19 protein-coding genes and 1 pseudogene are annotated in these 19,452 nt (G+C 61.0%); 12 read left to right on the forward strand and 8 right to left on the reverse strand.

The window, feature by feature from the left end:
• Both ADU59_RS29690 and ADU59_RS18765 read left to right on the forward strand, forming a co-directional pair.
• Positions 1-135 (forward strand): annotated as a pseudogene (locus ADU59_RS29690) (GTP 3',8-cyclase MoaA); the annotation flags it as partial.
• Between the two features lie 164 nt (positions 136-299).
• On the forward strand, positions 300-1,364 hold the full coding sequence (locus tag ADU59_RS18765; protein ID WP_158515737.1) for an NAD-dependent epimerase/dehydratase family protein: 1,065 nt from the start codon (positions 300-302) through the stop codon (positions 1,362-1,364).
• 153 nt (positions 1,365-1,517) lie between these two features.
• On the opposite strand, the gene ADU59_RS18770 is transcribed toward ADU59_RS18765, so the two are convergent.
• A complete protein-coding gene (locus tag ADU59_RS18770; RefSeq protein WP_068955683.1) occupies positions 1,518-4,073 on the reverse strand; it encodes a methyl-accepting chemotaxis protein in 2,556 nt (851 codons plus the stop codon).
• Positions 4,074-4,527: 454 nt separating this feature from the next.
• Between ADU59_RS18770 and ADU59_RS18775 the strand changes: the two genes are divergently transcribed.
• The 3 genes from ADU59_RS18775 to mobB are packed head-to-tail and all read left to right on the forward strand — an operon-like array spanning position 4,528 to position 6,672.
• Positions 4,528-5,436: a DMT family transporter gene (locus tag ADU59_RS18775; RefSeq protein WP_068955684.1), complete on the forward strand. Its 909-nt coding sequence runs from the start codon at positions 4,528-4,530 to the stop codon at positions 5,434-5,436.
• A gap of 43 nt (positions 5,437-5,479) precedes the next feature.
• Positions 5,480-6,139: a molybdenum cofactor guanylyltransferase MobA gene (gene mobA / locus ADU59_RS18780; RefSeq protein WP_068955685.1), complete on the forward strand. Its 660-nt coding sequence runs from the start codon at positions 5,480-5,482 to the stop codon at positions 6,137-6,139.
• Positions 6,136-6,672, forward strand: coding sequence for a molybdopterin-guanine dinucleotide biosynthesis protein B (gene mobB / locus ADU59_RS18785; RefSeq protein WP_068955686.1), 537 nt, complete (start codon positions 6,136-6,138; stop codon positions 6,670-6,672). The genes mobA and mobB overlap by 4 nt, the downstream gene beginning before the upstream one ends.
• 10 nt (positions 6,673-6,682) lie before the next feature.
• Here the strand turns inward: mobB and ADU59_RS18790 are convergent, their stop codons facing one another.
• The 3 genes from ADU59_RS18790 to ADU59_RS30320 all read right to left on the reverse strand — a co-directional run bounded on the left by ADU59_RS18790 (position 6,683) and on the right by ADU59_RS30320 (position 10,290).
• Positions 6,683-7,417: a polysaccharide deacetylase family protein gene (locus tag ADU59_RS18790; protein ID WP_068955687.1), complete on the reverse strand. Its 735-nt coding sequence runs from the start codon at positions 7,415-7,417 to the stop codon at positions 6,683-6,685.
• A gap of 123 nt (positions 7,418-7,540) precedes the next feature.
• Positions 7,541-9,886, reverse strand: a complete 2,346-nt coding sequence (locus ADU59_RS18795) for an OmpA family protein (protein ID WP_068955688.1) — start codon at positions 9,884-9,886, stop codon at positions 7,541-7,543.
• Between the two features lie 146 nt (positions 9,887-10,032).
• On the reverse strand, positions 10,033-10,290 hold the full coding sequence (locus tag ADU59_RS30320; protein ID WP_139093195.1) for a hypothetical protein: 258 nt from the start codon (positions 10,288-10,290) through the stop codon (positions 10,033-10,035).
• Between ADU59_RS30320 and ADU59_RS18800 the strand changes: the two genes are divergently transcribed.
• The 4 genes from ADU59_RS18800 to ADU59_RS18815 all read left to right on the forward strand — a co-directional run bounded on the left by ADU59_RS18800 (position 10,265) and on the right by ADU59_RS18815 (position 13,223).
• Positions 10,265-11,047, forward strand: a complete 783-nt coding sequence (locus ADU59_RS18800) for an ABC transporter substrate-binding protein (RefSeq protein WP_068955910.1) — start codon at positions 10,265-10,267, stop codon at positions 11,045-11,047. The genes ADU59_RS30320 and ADU59_RS18800 overlap by 26 nt on opposite strands.
• A 126-nt stretch (positions 11,048-11,173) precedes the next feature.
• The gene (locus tag ADU59_RS18805; protein ID WP_068955689.1) at positions 11,174-11,977 is read left to right on the forward strand and encodes an ABC transporter permease; all 804 of its coding nucleotides are present in this window, start codon (positions 11,174-11,176) and stop codon (positions 11,975-11,977) included.
• The gene (locus ADU59_RS18810; RefSeq protein ID WP_068955690.1) at positions 11,974-12,804 is read left to right on the forward strand and encodes an ABC transporter permease; all 831 of its coding nucleotides are present in this window, start codon (positions 11,974-11,976) and stop codon (positions 12,802-12,804) included. The genes ADU59_RS18805 and ADU59_RS18810 overlap by 4 nt, the downstream gene beginning before the upstream one ends.
• Positions 12,805-12,956: 152 nt before the next feature.
• On the forward strand, positions 12,957-13,223 hold the full coding sequence (locus tag ADU59_RS18815; RefSeq protein ID WP_068955691.1) for an usg protein: 267 nt from the start codon (positions 12,957-12,959) through the stop codon (positions 13,221-13,223).
• Between the two features lie 24 nt (positions 13,224-13,247).
• Here ADU59_RS18815 and ADU59_RS18820 read toward each other — a convergent pair whose 3' ends face one another.
• The gene (locus ADU59_RS18820; protein WP_068955692.1) at positions 13,248-13,952 is read right to left on the reverse strand and encodes an SDR family oxidoreductase; all 705 of its coding nucleotides are present in this window, start codon (positions 13,950-13,952) and stop codon (positions 13,248-13,250) included.
• A 232-nt stretch (positions 13,953-14,184) separates the two neighbouring features.
• Between ADU59_RS18820 and ADU59_RS18825 the strand changes: the two genes are divergently transcribed.
• The 3 genes from ADU59_RS18825 to ADU59_RS18835 all read left to right on the forward strand — a co-directional run bounded on the left by ADU59_RS18825 (position 14,185) and on the right by ADU59_RS18835 (position 17,262).
• Complete coding sequence (locus tag ADU59_RS18825; RefSeq protein WP_068955693.1) at positions 14,185-15,000, forward strand: class I SAM-dependent methyltransferase; 816 nt, start codon at positions 14,185-14,187, stop codon at positions 14,998-15,000.
• Positions 15,001-15,442: 442 nt separating this feature from the next.
• Entirely contained in the window at positions 15,443-16,054 is a 612-nt protein-coding gene (locus ADU59_RS18830) for a hypothetical protein (protein ID WP_068955694.1), read from the forward strand.
• Positions 16,055-16,065: 11 nt separating this feature from the next.
• Entirely contained in the window at positions 16,066-17,262 is a 1,197-nt protein-coding gene (locus ADU59_RS18835) for a hypothetical protein (RefSeq protein ID WP_068955695.1), read from the forward strand.
• A gap of 34 nt (positions 17,263-17,296) precedes the next feature.
• Here ADU59_RS18835 and ADU59_RS18840 read toward each other — a convergent pair whose 3' ends face one another.
• The 3 genes from ADU59_RS18840 to ADU59_RS18850 form a co-directional block, all read right to left on the reverse strand.
• Positions 17,297-17,668 (reverse strand): type II toxin-antitoxin system RelE/ParE family toxin, encoded by a 372-nt coding sequence (locus ADU59_RS18840; RefSeq protein ID WP_068955696.1) that lies wholly within the window; start codon positions 17,666-17,668, stop codon positions 17,297-17,299.
• Complete coding sequence (locus tag ADU59_RS18845; protein WP_068955697.1) at positions 17,668-17,925, reverse strand: ribbon-helix-helix domain-containing protein; 258 nt, start codon at positions 17,923-17,925, stop codon at positions 17,668-17,670. The genes ADU59_RS18840 and ADU59_RS18845 overlap by 1 nt, the downstream gene beginning before the upstream one ends.
• Before the next feature lie 378 nt (positions 17,926-18,303).
• Positions 18,304-19,275, reverse strand: coding sequence for an aliphatic sulfonate ABC transporter substrate-binding protein (locus ADU59_RS18850; protein WP_068955698.1), 972 nt, complete (start codon positions 19,273-19,275; stop codon positions 18,304-18,306).
• Between the last annotated feature and the right edge of the window lie 177 nt (positions 19,276-19,452).

Genomic DNA, 19,452 nt, shown 5'->3' on the forward strand with positions numbered 1-19,452 from the left:
TCCGAAGACGACGCCTATCTGTCCACCGTCATCGACGAGGCGATCACCCGCAAGCCCAAGGGCCACGATTTCATCATCGACCGCACCCGCAACAAACCGGCAGTCGCAAGGCATATGAGCGTTACGGGCGGGTGAAGTTCGTTTGGCGGATGCCATCGAGCTGCCATGCCATGTTGACGACAATCATGCCGCGCGGAAGATATTTCAACGGCTGTCGCGCATTTTGTCTCGGAAAACCGATTCTGCGATAGTAGAAAATTCGGACGCAAAGCGTAGGCTTAATTTTGACATTTACGGTCGTGAGCGAAGGATTTTCTGTGGTCGGTCATGCCTTCATCATTGGCGGCACAGGTCAGATAGGCCACGCCGTTGCTACTCAGTTTCTGGACCAGGGTTGGCGTGTCACATTGTCCAGCCGCGGCACGCGACCCAGTCATGGTTCCCTTGTTTCGCGAGGGGCGACGGTTGCGGTTGTGGATCGCGAGGAGCCGGGGGTTCTGGCGAAGGTACTGGCAAATGGCGCGGATGTCGTTATCGACATGATCGCTTATACTGAAGCTCACGCCAATCAATTGCTTGAGATCGAGCGCGATGTCGGCGCATTCGTCGTCATATCGTCATCCAGCGTTTACCGCGACGATGCTGGCCGAACCCTCGATGAGGCAGGGCAAACCGGTTTTCCGGACTTTCCCGAGCCAATCATAGAATCCCAATCAACCGTTGATCCAGGCCCGGAAACCTACTCCACCCGGAAGGTCGCGCTCGAACGTCGCCTTTTGGATCGAGCCAGCCCGCCGGTCACCATCGTGCGGCCATGCGCGATCCACGGCCCTTATTCGACCCATCCGCGCGAATTTTGGTTCGTCAAACGCATGCTCGACGGCCGGAAGGTCATCCCTCTGGCATATCGGGGCCAAAGCCGTTTCCATACGTCGGCGGTGGCAAACATTGCCGCGCTGATCGGCGCCGCTGTCAAAAACCCGGCTACCCGTATCCTCAACATCGCCGATCCGACTGCGCTGACTGTCGCTGAAATCGGCGCATTGATTGGCAGGCATCTGGGCTATGACGGCACGATACTGCCGATTGATAGTAGAGACGAAAAGGGCAATGCTGCTGTCGGCTGGTCCCCTTGGTCAGTACCTGCTCCATTTACTCTCAACACCGATGCTGCAACCGCTATGGGGTATAAGCCGGTGACGGCGTATGAAGATTCGATCGCCAAGACATGCGATTGGCTCTTGAGTAAAAATGGCGCCGATTGGAAAGAAAAGTTCCCGATCCTCGCGGCCTATCCTCGTGAACTCTTTGATTATTTGACCGAAGATGAATTTCTGGCGACTGGAGATTTGCGGGAACTCTAAAAATGTCGCGACAACGCGACGACACTTGAAAGCCCCCCAAACCTCTGTCGCAAACCTCCGCTGGCAAAAGTCCAAGCTGAGCCAGCTTTTTTCGATGGGCACACAAACGAGCGTGCCACAGTTCAATTGGCTTGAGGCAAGCGATCACCAGCCTCAAGCCGCGTAGCTTCGCCCGTATCCCTGCTGCGCCCGGCCGCCCGCCACCGAACGGCTGGTGCCGGTCTTGAAGCGCTCGATCTTCTCGTTGAGGATATCCACCTGACGGCGCAGGCCGTGGATTTCGGCGGTGTTTTCCTCCACCATCGTCGCGTTCTGCTGGGTGATCAGCTCGACCTCGCGCACGGCCTCGTTGACCTCGTTGAGGCCGCGATACTGGTCGGCGGCAGCCGATTCGATGTTGCTGACCAGCTGGTGGATGGTCGAGATGTGTTCGTTGATGACACCAAGCGCATTGCCGGTTTCCTGTACCAGCTCCACGCCGCCGCGCACCTGCACCGAGCTTTCGGAAATCAGCCCCTTGATTTCGCGGGCCGCCCCGGCGCAGCGCTGGGCAAGCTCGCGGACTTCCTGGGCTACGACAGCAAAGCCGCGGCCGGCATCGCCCGCGCGGGCCGCCTCGACACCGGCGTTCAGCGCCAGAAGGTTGGTTTGGAAGGCAATCTCGTCGATGACGCCGATGATCGTCGAGATCTTGTCGGACGATTTGTTGATCGCAGCCATGGCGTCGATCGCCTTGGCGACGACCTCGCCGGAATGCTTGGCATAGCTGTGCGTCTGGTCGACGGACACCGTCGTCTTGCGCGCGCTTTCAGCCGTCGAGCGAACGATTTCCGTCAGTTGGCCAAGGGCCCGCGAACTCTGCTCGAGGGCTGCGGCCTGCTGCTCGGTGCGGCGGGCCAGATCGTCGGCCGACGATGCCAGGTTGCCGGTGCCGCTGGTGATTTCGTCGGTCACGGTCCGCACGTCGATCAGCGTCGCCCGCAGCGCCTCGACGGCATTGTTGTAGGTGCGGGCCATGACGATGTAATCTTCGGAAAGATTTTCCGCCATGCCCTCTTCCAGATTGCCGTCGGCAAGCTTTGCCAGAACGTCGGAGAGTGCGGTCAGCGCTTCGATCTGATCGGCCTCGATGCGGGCGCGCTCCTGACGGCGGCGGGCCTCCTCTTCGGCCGAGAGCGTGCGGGCAGCTTCGGCTTCCTGTCCGAGCCGGACATTTTCGACCGCGTTGTCGCGGAAGACGGCGACCGAGCGCACCATGTCGCCGATCTCGTCGCCGCGGTTGCGGCCTTCGATGGCGACGTCGAGATCGCCATTGGCAAGCCGCGTCATCGTCTCGGTCACGCGCTTGAGCGGGCCGCGCAGGGTTTCGATCAGCATCAGACCGCCGATGATGGCCAGCAGCGTGCCCGCCACCATGGCGGTGATCGACACATCGGCCGAACGCTGGCTATCCTGCTTGCCGGCTTCCTGAGCGCTGCTGACGAAGCTCTCCAGCGTCTGGCTGGCGTTTGCCACCAGCGTTGCAGCCTCCGCCTTGGCAACCTGCCAGCGGGCACCGACGTCGATCAGTTGCGCGGTACCGGTATCGATATCCTGCAGCGACGGTGCAAGTTTGCCGGCGAGATCGCGCAAGGCGGCATTCTTGCCGCCCATTTCCGACAGTTTCGCCACGCTCTCGCGCACCGCGACGAGATCGCTCATCACGCTGTCGCGGCTGGCGGTATCCAGCCTGCGATGCAGCTCGCTGATGTGCAGGCGGGTGGCGTCGAGCCCCTTGAACGTGTCGTTCATCAGGCCGATCAGCGCCTTCAGCGTGGAAATCTCGCTGTCCATGCCGACGAAGCGCTTGGCCGCCGTGTCCGAATTGATCGCGGCTTCCTTGGCGAAGTCCGCCTCATATTTCGAAAATTTGATCAGCACCGAACCCAGCTGCGTCTTCTTGACGTCGTTCGGATCGGCATTTGCCAGGATATCCTGGACCGCCTGCGTATCGGCCTTCACGTCGGCAATCCGCGTCAGCACCTTGTCGGACGCGATTTTCTCGGCCTCGGTGATCTGCTTGAGCAGATGCGGCAGCAGCTTGGTGGCCTGCTCGACCTTGGCGTCCGGCGCGATCGCCATGGTGACCGGCAGGCGGAATTTCTTGATGCGCTCGGCAAGGCCCTGATAGGCGGCGGCATCGAACAGCAGCGCCTTGGCGAAGGCTTCCTTCTCGCCGGATTCCTTGCGCAGGAAGTCGATCTGCTTGAAGGCCGTATTGCCCTGCGCGGTCATGTCGGCAAGGGCCGCATCCAGCGATGCCGTCACGCCGTCGCGTTCGGTCTTGATCGACCAGAGCTTTTCCTGCTGCCCGCGCATCGCATCGCCCAGCGCCACGACCGAGCTGATCTTGGCCTTGTCGACCTCATCGCTCAGCAGGCCGTTCAGCGTACGGATACCGTCTTCCTGCTCGTCGATCCGCCCGGCCAGCGTTGCCCGCGTTTCATCGGCCGGCTGGTCGACGAAGCTTTGCAACGCGCTGCGCAGCGCCTGAAAGTCGGAGAGATTGTTGATCGTTTCGCGCGTCACGGTCATGTGGCCGTTGAGCGTGCTTGCGGTGAAATAGCCGACAAGGCCGATGCCGGCGATAAGGGCAACCAGCGGCACGACAAACAGCAAAACCTTGGTGACAATGCGCAGGCGCTGCAAAGAACGATCGATCAGGGACATTCCGAACTCCAGATATTGAGCAAACCGGACATTCCCGCCAGACTGCTCTCGCAGAAGAGAACCGACACCGGTGCGCAACCATGGCGCTCGTCCGGAAAGTCATCCGGTTGACCTGAACGGAAAGTCTTGACCGTTACGTCAACCATAATCGCATCATGCGAAGGGCAGCGGAATAGCGGCACACTAGGCAGCGAAACTTAATATTTCGCCAAAAATCCGGTGGTTTAGCGATGTACAGCCGGATTTCTCAGGACCGTATTTCACCGCTGCGGAATGATCAAGGAAACGGCTATTCTGTCTTTTCTGCCGCGAATTGTGACAAATGAAGGATAGCAGTTGCATAAAAGAAATGCCGATGCTTTAGAGATAGGCAAGATCAGCATTGCAAACCTTCGAGTCCGCCGCAGGCTGGTTTAAAAAAACGGGCGGCGGCGAGAACGGACCCATAAAAAGAATGCAACCTACCGCCAATTTCCGCGGCGCCGTTTTCATGTGCCTGGCCATGGCCGGCTTCACCTGCAACGACGCCCTGGTCAAATCCGTCACCGGCGAAATGAATGCCGGCCAGATCATGCTGGTGCGCGGCTTCTTCACCTCGCTTCTCGTGCTGATGATTGCCCGCCACTTCGGCGCACTGCGGTCGTTTCGTCTGATTCTCACCCCGGTCATCGCGCTTCGCATTGTCGCCGAAGTCTTCGCATCCATCACCTATATCCTGGCACTCGGCCAGATTCCGCTCGCCAATGCCTCGGCCATCCTGCAGGCTCTGCCGCTGGCTGTAACGCTCGGTGCAGCGCTGTTCCTGTCGGAGCCGGTCGGCTGGCGGCGCTGGCTGGCGATCCTCACCGGGTTCGCCGGCGTGCTGATCGTGCTCAGGCCCGGGCCGGAAGGCTTTACCGGCGCAGCGCTTAGCGTGCTGGCATCCGTGGTCTTCGCGGCGATCCGGGATCTCTGCACCCGGCGGATCGATCCAGCCGTGCCGTCGCTCTTCATCTCCGCCATCACCGCGGTGGTCATCACGCTGGTCGGCGCCGCACTTGTCGTACCGCTCGGCGGCTGGCAACCGATGTCGCTGGTCTCCGTCAGCCACCTTGGAGCCGCCAGCCTGTTGCTGCTGGTCGGCTACCAGTTCATCGTGCTCGCCATGCGCAACGGTGAAATCGCCATTGTCGCCCCCTTCCGCTATACCAGCCTGATCTGGTCGATCGGCATCGGCATCCTGTTCTTTTCCGAACAACCGGATATCTGGATGGTGACGGGCGTCGCGGTGATCGTCTGCTCCGGTCTCTATACCTTCGCGCGTGAAAACAAGCGGCGGGCGACGGCCGTGGCACAGCAATCGGAGCCGGGCTCACCAAAATGAACGGGTTCGCCGAAATGAGCGGATCGAAAGACGGGGAGATTCGATGAGCATACCGTCCATTCCGTCGACACCTCCCGCACCCGGCATCGTCCTTGCCGGCGGCCGGTCCTCGCGCATGGGCAGCGACAAGGCGGTGATGATGCTTGGCGGCAGGCCGCTTCTGCAGCGGGTCATCGCGCGCCTCGCCCCGCAGACAGCCGGCCTTGCCGTCAACAGCAACACCGCCACCGAACTGGATTTTGCACCCGGCATCGCCGTCTTTGCCGATACCGTTGCCGGCCATGTCGGGCCGATGGCCGGCGTGCTGTCGGGACTGCGCCACGCGGCCACGCATTTTCCGGCCGCCAGCCATGTCGTCACCGTTCCGACCGACACGCCGTTCCTCCCGCTGGATCTCGTCGCCCGGTTTCAGGCAGCGATCACCCTGCCCGGCCAGATCGCCGTCGCCACATCGGGCGGCATCCTGCACCCGGTCTTCGCGCTTTGGCCGATCGCCCTCGCTGACGAACTCGAGCATTGGCTGCTGACGGACGACAAGCGCCGGGTGCGTAGCTTCATCCAGCGTCATCCGATGATCGAGGCCGATTTCCCCGTGCCGGACACCCCGCAAGGCCCGATCGATCCGTTCTTCAATATCAATACGCCGGCCGACCTCGATACTGCCGAACGCTGGCTGCCGCTCATCGAGGACATTGAAAGATGACATTGCCAAAAACCCGGGAGCCCAAAATCTTCGGCATTGCCGGCTGGAAGAATTCCGGCAAGACCGGCCTTGCCGTGCGCCTGGTCACCGAGTTGACGCGGCGCGGCTACCGCGTCTCCACGGTCAAGCATGCCCATCATGATTTCGATATCGACAAGGTCGGCGCCGACAGCTTTCGCCACCGCGAGGCCGGTGCCCATGAAGTGACCATCGTGTCCGGCACACGCTACGCCATCATGCACGAGTTGCGCGGCGCACCGGAGCCGAGCTTTGCAGAGATCCTCGCCCGCCTCGCCCCTTGCGATCTCGTGCTGATCGAAGGCTACAAGCGCGAGCCGATCCCCAAGATCGAGGCACGGCGGCTGGAATCGCAGAACCGCGAGCCGCTGGCCCCGACCGACCCGCATATCGTGGCGATTGCCGCCGATCATCCGGTTGAAGACACCGGGCTTGTCCTGTTCGACCTGAACGACACGATGGCGATCGCCGATTTCATCGAGCGCACCACCGGACTGGCAAAACAGCCGGACTGACGGATCGGCGTCAGTTGGCAGTATCGTCGCTGCCGTCTTCCGTCCCGTCATTGAGCCGGACGAAGGCGTAGCCTTTGGCCTTCAGGTCGAGGATGCCCTTGACGACCCCCGCACCGGCAGCATGCGTCGGCTGGTTGATATGGGCGATGATCACATCGCCGTCCCTTGCAGCCGATATCCGCTTTTCCGAGGCCGGTGCCGCCAGCAGCGAACCGCCATCGCCGTTGATCGAATAGCCGGCGACGCGAAATCCCATCTGGCGGATCTGGCCGATCGAGGACAGGCTGTATTTTGCCGTCGCACCACGAAACCAGTGTGGCGTCAGGCCTTGCCCGGCCATGGCGGTTGCGCCACCGGCCACTTCCGCTTCGACAGCCTGCGGGCTTCCTGCCGCCGCAATACCGTAGATCGACACCGGCAAATCGACGGCGGGAACATGCATCGCCCCGTGGTTCTCGATCTCGAACAGATCCGGATGCGCCTTGAGCACGGCGATCGCTGCTGCATTGCGCTTCAACCAGCGGCCGGTGACGAAGATGGTCGCGGGAATCCGGTTGTCGATCAGCGTCGACAGGATGCGCTCGTCGGTCTTGCCGCTGCAGGCATCGAAGGTCAGCGCAACACGCGGGGGTGCGCCCTTCTCCTGCTTTTGCAGCCGCAGCTGCGGCTCCACCAGCCGGGTCGCGGCAAGGGAGGCGTGGCCGGCCGAAACGGTCATCAGAAGCGTGGCAAGAAGGATTTTCATGAAGAGGCTCGCAAGATTGTCCGGCGGCACAGGCCGCGGGAAGAAGCATACCACGCAAAACGGCCCGGTGCTGCATGCACCGGGCCGTCTGCAACGGCGTGTTGATCAAAGCCCGGACTGTGGCTATTTCTGGGCCACCGGACGGACAAGCGGCGTGACGCGCCGAATTGTCACGCGCCGGTTTTCCTGCTCGGCCGCCAGCGTGCGAACCTTGAGGAAGCGCTCGCCATAGCCCTGCGTCACCAGGTTTTCCGCCGGAATGTCATAGACTTCCGTCAGCAACGAAGCGACCGATTCGGCACGTTCGTCCGAAAGCACCAGGTTCGATTCGTCCGAACCGACGGCATCCGTGTGGCCCTCGATCAGGAAGGTTTCGCCCGGATCCTTCTCGATCACTTCCAGCATGGCATCGGCCACCTTGCGCAGGGTCTTGGCCTGCGACAGCGGCACCTCGGCACTGCCGGTCGCAAAGGTGATCGTATCGAGATCGATACGGCGGACCTTGTCGCGGATACGGGCCGAGTTTCTCACCTCGTCGATCGAGTAGGTGCGCTCCACCTGCTCCACCGGCGGTTCGGCCAGAAAGTCATAGTAATCCCGGTCCGGCTCGCTCGACGTATCGATGATGTAATCGCGAACCGGCACACGCAGGCGCATCGGCGGCAGATCATCACCGGCGTCAAAGCTTGGCGGACGCGGACCTTCGCCGGCTTCCGGCGCATAGATCATCAGATATTCGCGCCCGTCCCGGTCGATCCGCGAACGCTGCACGATGTCGCCGTAACGATTGTAGATCGTCACGATCCGCACACCGTTCGGCCGCTCGATCGTTTCGCGCGAGCGTCCACGCGACAGCTCTTCGTAATAGGTCTCCTGGGCGTTGCGGCGCAGGCGCGGACGGTCGTCGCCACGAACGATGATCTGGTCGCCGAAATCGAGAACCGTGCGGTTGTCGCGCGTCTCGTCGATTCGCGGCCGGCGGCGGTCGTTGCCGGTAAAGGCATCGATCAGGTCGTTGACACCGAATTCCGGCGCCCGGTCGACCCGGCGCCCGTCTTCCCGGATCGCTGCGTTCAGCTCATCCCGGCTCGGACGGCGGTCCTTGCGGCGCGACTGGGCTTCGGCATCGCTCTTCGGTACTTCGACATTCTGATCGTCGGCGCGCGCCCGTTCGCGCTGCTGGCGGCGCTTTTCGCGCGATTGGCTGTCGGCATTGTCGGCATCCTTGTCGCTGTCGAGAACAGCCGCGCCGTTGTCGACCGGAAGCACCACAGTCTCATCGGTTTTCGACGGATCGCGGGCGATTTTCTGCTTTTCCGCCTCGGTGCGCGTGTCGACGACATCGGGGATCGGCTTGCGGCGATCAGGCCGCTTGCGCCCCTCGGCCGCCTGGCCGTCGCCGTCGATCGCAGGACGCAGGTCGTCCCCGGCCACCGGATCCTGCTGCCCGGCCTGGCCATTCGCCTTCTGCTCGGCACGAATACGCCGGCGTTCCTCGGCAGCCTTCTGCGCGGCCTCATCGTCCGTGCCAGGCTGGGCTTCCGTACCGGGCTGTGCTTCGTCCTGCTGCTGCGCGGCATCCTGGCGCTTCTTGCGCTCGGCGCGCGCCTTGGCCTTCTCGTCGGCGGTCTTTGCTGCCTCATCATCGGTAGACGGCTGAGCCTGATCCTGCTGCTGTTGCTCCGCCTGCTGCTTCTTCTTGCGCTCGGCGCGCGCCTTCGCCTTCTCATCAGCGGCCTTCGCTGCGTCATCGTCGGCGGATGGCTGGGCCTGATCCTGCTGCTGTTGCTCCGCCTGCTGCTGTTTCTTGCGCTCGGCGCGGGCCTTGGCCTTGTCCTCGGCAGCCTTCGCGGCCCCGTCATCACCAGACGGCTGGGCCTGATCCTGCTGCTGCTGTTCGGCCTGCTGCTGCTTCCTGCGCTCGGCGCGGGCCCTGGCCTTGTCCTCGGCAGCCTTTGCGGCCCCGTCATCGGCAGACGGCTGGGCCTGATCTTGCTGCTGCTGTTCGGCCTGCTGCTGCTTCCTGCGCTCGGCGCGAGCCTTGGCCTTGTCCTCGGCAGCCTTCGCAGCCCCATCGTCACCAGACGGCTGGGCCTGATCCTGCTGCTGCTCGGCCTGCTGGCGCTTCTTGCGCTCGGCGCGGCTCGGCTGTTCGTCCTGAGCCGGCTGGGCCTCCCGCTGCGGCTGTTCCTGCTGCTGCTCGGCGTCCTGTCGCTGCTTGCGGCGCTCGGCGCGGCTTGGCTGCTCGTCCTGGGCCGGCTGCTCTCCGGATTGTTCGGCGTGCTGCTTGCGCTTCTTGCGCAGCTGATCCTCCGGCACCTGCTCGCCGCCGTCCGCCTGAGAGACGCCATTGTCCTGCGCGACTTCGAACGGCTTCATCAAGCTGTCGGCCAGCGCCGGCTGGATGGCGATCGAGACCGACAGCATCGGAAACGCCACGGTCGCGAAAAGTTTGGATCGAATGCTCATGTATTTCCTCCTTCAGAGGTCCTGTTTCGTTGTTTGCAACCGGTAGGACGTCCCGGCTTTCCTCGTCCTTCACCTTTGGACAGATCAAGCGGTAAAAAAAAGGCGTACCGGTTCAAATCAGCCAGCGAGGATTAGCGAACCCTGCATTAACTCAGGATGAATACCTCGTTCATCCCGGCGGGAGATAGGCCGGCAACATCGAGAAGCCAGCCCGGCGCATGACGATGTGCCGACTTTTCATGAAGATAACCGTGGTTTTCTGTTGATTTTTTCAAGTAAAGCGTAGGAATATCGCTGATGCCCGGCCGCAACGACGGCCGGGATGTCGGTGCCTGCGAACAAGAAAAAACCGGGCACCGCCCAACAGAGAGGATCAACATGCGTATTTCAAGACGTTTCGCCATGGCCGCTTCGGCTGCCGTTTTCGCGCTGATGGCCGGCTCCGCCATGGCCGACGGCGAAAAGATCGTCATCGGCACGGAAGGCGCCTACCCGCCCTTCAACAACCTTGAGGCCGACGGCACGCTGACCGGCTTCGACGTCGATATCGCCAAGGCGCTCTGCGTCGAGATGAAGGCCGAATGCACCTTCGTCACCCAGGATTGGGACGGGATGATTCCGGCGCTGGTCGCCAAGAAGTTCGATGCCATCATCGCATCGATGTCGATCACGCCGGAGCGCCTGGAAAAGGTCGACTTCACCAACAAATACTACAATACCGGCCCGGCCATCGTCGTTCCCAAGGATTCGCCGATCACCGAAGCAACGGAGGCAGGCCTCGCCGGCAAGACGCTGGGCGCGCAGTCGTCGACGACTCACTCCAACTATGCCGAAGCCTTCTTCAAGGAATCCGAGCTGAAGCTCTATCCGACCCCGGACGAGTACAAGCTTGACGTTGCCAATGGCCGTGTCGATGCCGTCATCGACGACGTCGTCGTCCTGTCCTCCTGGCTGAAGACCGCTGATGGTGCCTGCTGCAAGCTTCTCAAGGCCCTGAAGCCCGATCCCGAGATCAACGGCATCGGCGCCGGCATTGCCCTGCGCAAGGGCGATACGGCATTGAAGGACAAGTTCAACGCTGCCATCACCGCGATCCGCGCCAATGGCAAGTACAAGGAAATCAACGACAAGTACTTCGACTTCGACGTCTACGGCGATTAATCCTTGGCCGATTGCTGAAATGCGATGGCGGGAGGCTTGCCCTTCCGCCATTTTTGCCTGACAACGGACACCACCAAGACAATAACAATAAGCGCGCCACAAGGCCGTACCGGGGAAATCTGACGTATGCAGGCTGCTTTTGCTGCCCTCTCTTCCATTGTCTCGTGGTTCGCCGGGATCGTCGATCCGATGTGCGGACCGGTCGGCGTGTTCCGGCTTCTGTCGCAGGAATCGCTCCTGTCATGCGGCGACAATGGCTGGGGAGACGAGATCGCCTATGGTTTCCAGATCACCGCCAGCCTGGCGATCTGCACCCTGCCCATCGGGCTTTTCGTCGGCTTCTTCATCGCGCTGGCCAAGCAGTCCGAAGAAAAATCGCTGCGGCTTGCCACCAACATCTACACGACCATTTTCCGCGGGCTGCCCGAACTGCTGACGCTGTTCATCGTCTATTACGGCCTGCAGATCGTCGCCCAGCAGGCGATGGCGGCCATCGGTTATGAGGGACCTGTCGAGATCAACGCCTTCCTGGCCGGCATGATCGCGCTCGGCGTCGTCTTCTCCGCCTATTGTTCGGAGGTTCTTCTATCGGCCTTCAAGGCCATTCCGCGCGGCCAGTACGAGGCCGGCGACGCGCTCGGCTTTCACCGTGGCAAGACCATGCGGCTGATCATCCTGCCGCAGCTGGTGCGCATCGCCCTGCCCGGTCTCGGCAATCTCTGGATGGCGCTGTTGAAGGATACGGCGCTGGTCTCGGTGATCGGCCTGCCGGATATCCTGCGCCAGACCGGCGTCGCCGCGCGCGTCACCAAACACGCCTTCGAATTCTTCTCGATCGCCTGCCTGCTGTTCCTGATTCTCTCGATGGTATCTTCCCTGGTATTTTCCGCGCTCGAGCGCTGGACCAAACGGTCGGAGGTCGCCCGATGAGCCACGCGCAAGCCATGCTGCCCGCCCTGCCGCCACCGCCGGAAGCACTGAAGCGCTATACATTCTCCCGTCTGCTCGGCCGTGCCCTGCTCGGCGTCTGGCTCGCCGCGTCCGTCGGCATTTTCCTGTTCATCGTCGATTCCTGGAGCGTCGAGAAATTCGCCAAATACGGTCCAAGCTTCCTTTCGGGGCTCAGGGTTACCGTCACGCTCGTCGCCATCTCGATCGTTCTCGGCGGCATCCTGTCCCTGCCGATCGCCTATGGCCGGATGACCAAGAACAAGGTGCTGTCCTGGATCGCCTATGTCTACGTCTATTTCTTCCGCGGCACGCCGCTGATCACCCAGCTCTTCCTCGTCTATTACGGGCTCGGCAGCTTCCGCCCCTACCTGGAAGCCGTCGGCCTCTGGTCGTTCTTCAAGGACGCCTGGTTCTGTGCCCTGCTGACCTTCACGCTCAACACCGCAGCCTACCAGGCCGAAATCCTGCGCGGCGCCATCGAGAGCGTGCCGCGCGGCCAGCATGAGGGCGCTGCGGCTCTGGGTCTCCCCAAGCGGATCGCCTTCTTCAAGATCATCCTGCCGCAGGCGATGATCGTGGCGCTGCGGCCCTACGGCAACGAGATCATCCTGATGATCAAGGGTTCGGCCATCGTCGCCATCGTCACCGTGTTCGACCTGATGGGCGAAACGCGCCGGGCCTTTTCGCGCACCTACGATTTCCAGATGTATCTCTGGGCGGCCGTTCTCTATCTCATCATGGTCGAGCTGCTGCGCAACCTCTGGGCCTGGTTCGAAACGCGCCTGACCCGCCACCTGAAGCGCTGAATCGGAGGACAGCTGGCAGCACTCGACACGACATGCTGCCAATTGCTTGTTTTTAAACACTATTTTTTCGACACGCTCAAAATATTCATAGCCGGTTAACCAATCGGGTGCTTCAATAGCAGGGACCATCATTCAGCAAAATGAGGTCCGACATGACACACGAACTGGAACTGCAGCTCAAGGGTTACGGCCTGACGACGGCCCAGATCCTCTATCGCATGCCCGATCATCCGAGCTTCCTGCAGACCTATATCTGGCAGCACTACGACCTTGCTCCCGATTTTCCGGAAATGAAGAGTTTTCTGAAATTCTGGCAGGAAACGCTCGAAGGCCCCCTGCATTCGGTGCGCTACGTTCACCGCAAGCTGATCTCGGCTTCCGACTGGCGGGCGCTCAAGGGCGAGTTCATCATCAACTGACCTCTCGCCCTGGAGCTCAACAATTTACACCGACCGGGTGATGCCGCCGTCAATGCGGATGTTCTGGCCGGTAATATATCCGCCGCGATCGGTCGCCAGCAGCGCCACCAGTTCGGCCACCTCCTCCGATGTGCCATAGCGGCCCATCGGGATGCGCAACCGCCGTTCCTCGGTCGCCGGCAGGCTGTCGATAAAGCCCGGCAGGACATTGTTCATGCGGATATTGTCGCCGGCATATTTGTCGGCAAACAGCTTGGTGAAGGCGGCAAGGCCCGAGCGGAAGACGCCCGATGTCGGAAACAGCGGATCCGGCTCGAAGGTCGCGTAGGTGGAGATATTGACGATGCTGCCGGATTTCTGCTCCAGCATGATCGGCGTCACCAGCCGGGTCGGGCGCACCACATTGAGGAAATAGACGTCCATCCCCTTGTGCCAGTCATCGTCCGTCAGATCGAGCACTGCGGCACGCGGCCCATGGCCGGCGGAATTGACCAGCGCATCCACCCTGCCCCATTTGCCGTAGGCCGCATCCACCAGCCGCTTCAGATCGTCGTTCGACTGGTTGGAACCGGTGACACCGATGCCGCCGAGCTCCTGCGCCAGTGCCTCACCCTTGCCGGAGGAGGACAGGATCGCAACGCGATATCCTTCCGCCGCCAGCCGGCGCGCCGAAACGGCCCCCATGCCGGACCCGCCCGCCGTGATGATTGCAACCTTCTGATCCGTCATCGTCGTCTCCTCGTGTCAATGAAGGCGCGATAAAACCAGCAGCGGGCAGAGATCACAATCAAGAAATCCTGCACTTGCCATCAGCCCGCCTGTTTTACCGGTCCGGCTTTTCGCCCCGGCCTTGCCCGTCACGTCCCGATTTCAGCCGTGCCAAACGTTTTCCGGCCGCAAACGCCCGCATATGCGGGTTTTTACATTGCCAAACGCCTGTCCGCGCCGTAAAGACGCCGCCATGCAGAAGATCGATGAAGAAGCCCTCGCCGAAGCCTACAATCGCGCGCTCGCGCTGGAGAAATCCGGTGACGTCGAGGCGGCGGTCAAGGCCTATGAAGAAGTCCTGGCGATCGATCCGGACGATCACGGCGGCGCCGCTGTCCGCATCGCCTCGATGGGACGCGGCGAAACGCCCGACAAGGCGCCCGACGCCTATGTCGCCACCCTCTTCGACCAGCATGCCGATGTCTTCGAGGATGTACTTGTCGAGCAGCTCGACTATCACGTGCCGATGCTGGTGCGCCAGCGCCTGCAGGCGCTCAAGCTCGGCCCCTTCGCCCGCGTGCTCGATCTCGGCTGCGGCACAGGCCTGACCGGCGGCGCCTTGCGCGACATGTCGGACGATATCACCGGCATCGACCTGTCGGAAAACATGGTCGAGATCGCCCATGAAAAGGACGTCTACGAAACGCTCTACGTTGCCGAAGTCGTCGATTTCCTCGAGGACAACGACGACGAGCCCTTCGATCTCATCACCGCCACCGATGTGCTGCCCTATCTCGGCGCACTGGAAGCGCTGTTCTTCGGCGCCGCCGAAAACATGAATGCCGGCGGCCTGTTCATCTTCTCAAGCGAAACATTACCGGCGGAAACCTTCGCCGGCCGCCCCTTCATGGTCGGCCCGCACCAGCGTTTCGCCCATAGCGAGGCCTATGTCCGCGAACGCCTGAACGCCATCGGCTTCGACGTCCTTGAACTCGCCGACATCACCGTGCGCAAGGAAGAAGGCGAGCCGATCGCCGGTCATCTGGTGATTGCCAAGCTGCGCGGCTGACATTGCGCCGCGGGTGATGATCCACCGCGGCAGCAACGCTCCTCCTCTTCGGCCTGCACCGCCGCGCAACTGCGGGCGGGCAATGATGTCATGCCCCTCCGGGCTACACGCCTCCCTTCACCGCTTTGGACTGAAGGCCCGCCCCACCGGCGACGACATGCTGCATGCATTTCCGAATCTTTCGCGGTCCGCATGAAAGAATATTGCCAATATGCGCTGGTTGTTGTTTAATAATCTCTAATTGCAGGAATTGTTAATACAACACTTGCCGGAGCGGCAAATGTTATTTGTAACCATTTGATTTCACTAAGTAACGACCGTCGATATCTCATCACCTTCAGTTGACACGTTGCCTTTTTCAAAGGCGACGCTGCTTGTTCATGCCGAAAATGCGTCGGCACGAACGCTCTTGAACACTTGAATTTATTGTGGGGAGGCGAAAATGGCCGGTAAATTAAACAGTAAATTTTTCTTCGACTATATCCGCTTGAACCTGTTTGACGGCAGGATCTCGGCCAAGCAGGTCGAAGGGCTGAATGCCATCCTGAAAGTCTGGAACGACAAATACGCTGCCGACGACGACCGCTACCTTGCCTACATCCTGGCGACGGCACACCATGAAACCGGCCGCGTCTTTCAGCCGATCAAGGAATGGGGCGGCGACAAGTATTTTCACAACAATTACGATATCCAGGGGAACCGGCCGGCCGTTGCGCGCATGCTGGGCAACACCGTTCCTGGCGACGGCGTCAAATATTGCGGCCGTGGTTTTGTTCAGCTGACCGGACGCCGCAACTATACCGACTGGTCGAAACGGCTGAACATCGACCTCGTTGGCAAGCCTGAGCTTGCCCTGGGTCTCGCGACCGCCTCGGAAATCCTTATCACCGGCATGATCAAGGGAACCTTCACGGGCAAATCGCTCTCCGATTATTTTTCGGCGCAATCGGCCAATTGGCAAGACGCACGGAAGATCATCAATGGAAAAGACAAGGCTCAACTGATCGCAAGCTACGCGCTGAAATATTACGCAGCCATCAGCTACACGCTGTGACGGGGCAAGCCATGGACGCCGATGGATTGGGAAAATGGGCCGCCCTGGCCGCCGCGGTCATCGCCACCGGGCAGGCAGGCACGACATGGGTCGACGGATACTACAAGGAGCAGACGGCAAAGCAGGAAGCGATCCAGAACCTCGAGCTTGCAGCAATCAAGGAACGCAGCGACCTGTCCAAGGTCTACCTTGATATCCTGCTGGCGGCGGACACCGACGTACAGGATCGCGCCCTCGTCTATGATGCCCTCAGCGAGCTGAAGGGGCATCCCCTGCAGCCCTGGGCGAAAAAGCGCGCGGAGGTCGCAGCCACCTATATTGCGCAAGTGGAAAAGAACCTGGCGGAGCGGCAAAAGGCGATGTCGATCCGCGAGGATACGGAACGGGAGATCGTCAGCCTCAAGCTCGAGGCAGAAAGTCTTCGCTCCGAGCTGAACGTCGCATTCGCCAACAACGACGACGCAAAGATCGTCGAATTGCGTGGGCTCATTCTGACCGTCTATCAAACGCTTTCGCAGAAGGAGGCGGCAAAGTCGGTCGCGGACATCCAGGTGGCGGCGGTACTGGAGAAGAGCAGCACAGACCCGCAAGGGGCTCCGGTCGAAACGGCCAGCGCGGAAAATCTCGACGGCCAGGCTGTCATCGTTCTCAGCCAGAAGGTGACGGCCAAGTTTCTCTATCCCTATTTCGCGGAAAATGCCAAACCGCGGCTGGATGAGGATTTTGTCTACCTGCAGAACGCCCTGAAGGAATTCAAGGTATCCGATCCAAGGCTTGTGGCGATCATCCTGGCGACCCTGGCAATCGAGACCCCGTCCTTCAACGCCTACGAAGAGCCCGCTGCGGCCGGAGAACGTTACGAGGGCAGTGACGGGCTCGGCAACACCCAGCCCGGCGATGGCGTCAAATTCAGGGGACGCGGATATGTCGGCATCACCGGCCGGCAGAATTATACGGCAATGGCCAGCAGGCTCGGCTTCCCAAGCTTGCTGGACGTTCCGGAAGACGCAAAGAAGCCGGAAGTCGCGGCGCGCATCGCGCTTGCCTGGATCATGGACCGGCAGAAGAGCTACATCGCCAGCATCGAAAGCAATGACTTCGTCAGGGCCGGCCGGCTTGTGCGGGGTGGACGCCTGAAACCGCAGGAGCAGGAACGCTACGAAAGCATCTATCACAGCGTATTTGCAAAATTGACCGATGCGTCGTGAGGCCGGACGGCAATATGGCATTTACGCGGTAGCATCAGCTCCGCGGCCGAGGATATCCCATCAGGGTTTCATTTTCCTGGTCGGTCAATCGCTCGATCACCTTGAGCTGCGCAGGAATATTCATACGCTCGTGCAAAACGGCTGCCACCACGAAGGTCGCGTCATCAACGACAATATAGACGGCGTAGTGATGCTCGATCTTATGGAGCCGGAACAGCGAATTTTCGACCCGCTCATCCTTTTTCGTCTTCACACGAGCATAGGCATCAGGGATGGCATTGAAGCCTTCCCGAAGCAGGCGTCCATAAATTTTCGCCTGTTCCCGGGACCATGTCCGCGCCGTCTCGCGCACTGCCAGCCGGTAATTGTCCAGAGCGGTCGGTAGAATGAAAATGCGTGGAGCCACTAGCGCAGTTCTTCGGCGAGTTCCGTGTCAATCGCATCAAGAGCCGAAAGAGGCAGCATATCGCCACGCCGGAATTCTTCCTCTGCCCGCAGCAGTGAGCGGATGGCATAACGGCGGTCTTCCTCGCGTGCCATATCCTCGCGGATGAGGGCGCGCACATATTCGCTTGGTGTCGTGTACTGGTTTTTACCGTCGGCGCGCATATCCACGAACGCGCGCATTTCGTCGGGCAAACTTACATGCAGGCTGCTGGCCATAAATGCGCGTCCTTACATTACCGCTGCATCATTTTATCCTTACCCGATTCCGACTTCAGGAATGACGCAGTCGCTACTACGGAAACTATCCCGCACCCCTACCTTAATGTCAATATTTGACATTTTAGCGCCGTTTCGACCGCTCAGGGCAAAAAGACCGACGTTCGCCCCCTACTCCAGCCAGCAGAATTGTTTCGCGGGATTTTCTGTGTCGCGGCATTCTCCAAGAGATTATCATCCCCGTCAAACGGGGGAACCCTGCACCGAAATCAAGGCCCCAAAGCGCGCCGCAATCTTCCAGATTCGCAAGCGCGCTTCAGGTCCTTGATTTTACGCATATCGTTCTCGCAAAACCGCTCGTCTTTTGCGCGGCATGCCTCAGCTCGCCCGCCCCTTCCAGACGATATCGCTGACGGTCAGTTGCTTGGGGATGATCTGCAGCTGGTAGAACTCATCGGCCAGCGCCTGCTGGTAGGCAATCGCCTCGGGGCCGACCGTCGAGACATCGGCAAGGCTGAACCCTTTGCGGGTCAGCACGATCCGCTGGATATCCTCCGGTACGCCGGTGATCTTCGACAGCGCCGCGACAGTCCCGTCGAGGTCCGCCTGCGCCGCAGCACCCACCTTTGCCAGCTCATCGAGCACATCGGCCAGCACATCGCCATGAGCCGCGGTGAAGTCGCCGTTGCTGAGAAAGTAGCTCCAGGAATCGACGATCCCTTCGGCCGTGGTCAGCACGCGTGTCTGCGGATCCTTCTCGGCGACGGCCAGATAGGGATCCCAGATCGACCAGGCATCGATCTGGTTGCTGGCAAAAGCCGCCGCCGCATCCGAGGGCGAGAGGTCGGCCGGCTCGATGTCGGTGATGTCGAGCCCGGCCTTGCGCAACGCCTTGACGGTGAAATTATGGGCGCTGGAGCCGCGCTTGAAGGCCACGCGCTTGCCCTTCAGATCGGCAACCGACTGGATCGGCGAATCCTTGCGCACCAGGATTGCCGAGGCGGCCACCGAGCCCCTGTAGGTGCCGGCGTACAACAGGTTGCCGCCGGCGGCCTGCGCAAACAGCGGCGGCACGTCGCCGGTCGGTCCGAAATCGATGGCACCGGTCCCCAGCGCTTCGAGCAGCGGCGGGCCGGAGGAAAACTCCGCCCAACTGATGGAAATGCCGCGGTCGGCAAAGCGTTTTTCCAGCGCGCCCGTCCCCTTGGCAAGCGCCAGAACGCCGTTCTTCTGCCAGCCGAAACGCAACTCCTTCAGCGGTTCCGCTGCCGATGCGCGTCGCGTCGTCGGCAGGATCGCCACCGTTGCGGCCGCGCCCAGAAGCGACAATGTCTGTCTGCGGGTAAACATGGCTTTCACCTCTCGTTCCGTTTGCCCGGCCGTCCAGCAGGGTCTGCGCAGACAAGAATGGATAAACACACAAATTCTATCGACATTATAATTATCTAAAACAGGGGGCTTGCGACAAAATTTGCGGCGGCGAACACGGCCTTGCCGGAAAATCGTTTCAGGATCGCTTTTGCAACA

The sequence above is a fragment of the Pararhizobium polonicum genome, from assembly GCF_001687365.1.
Lineage (GTDB): Bacteria > Pseudomonadota > Alphaproteobacteria > Rhizobiales > Rhizobiaceae > Pararhizobium > Pararhizobium polonicum.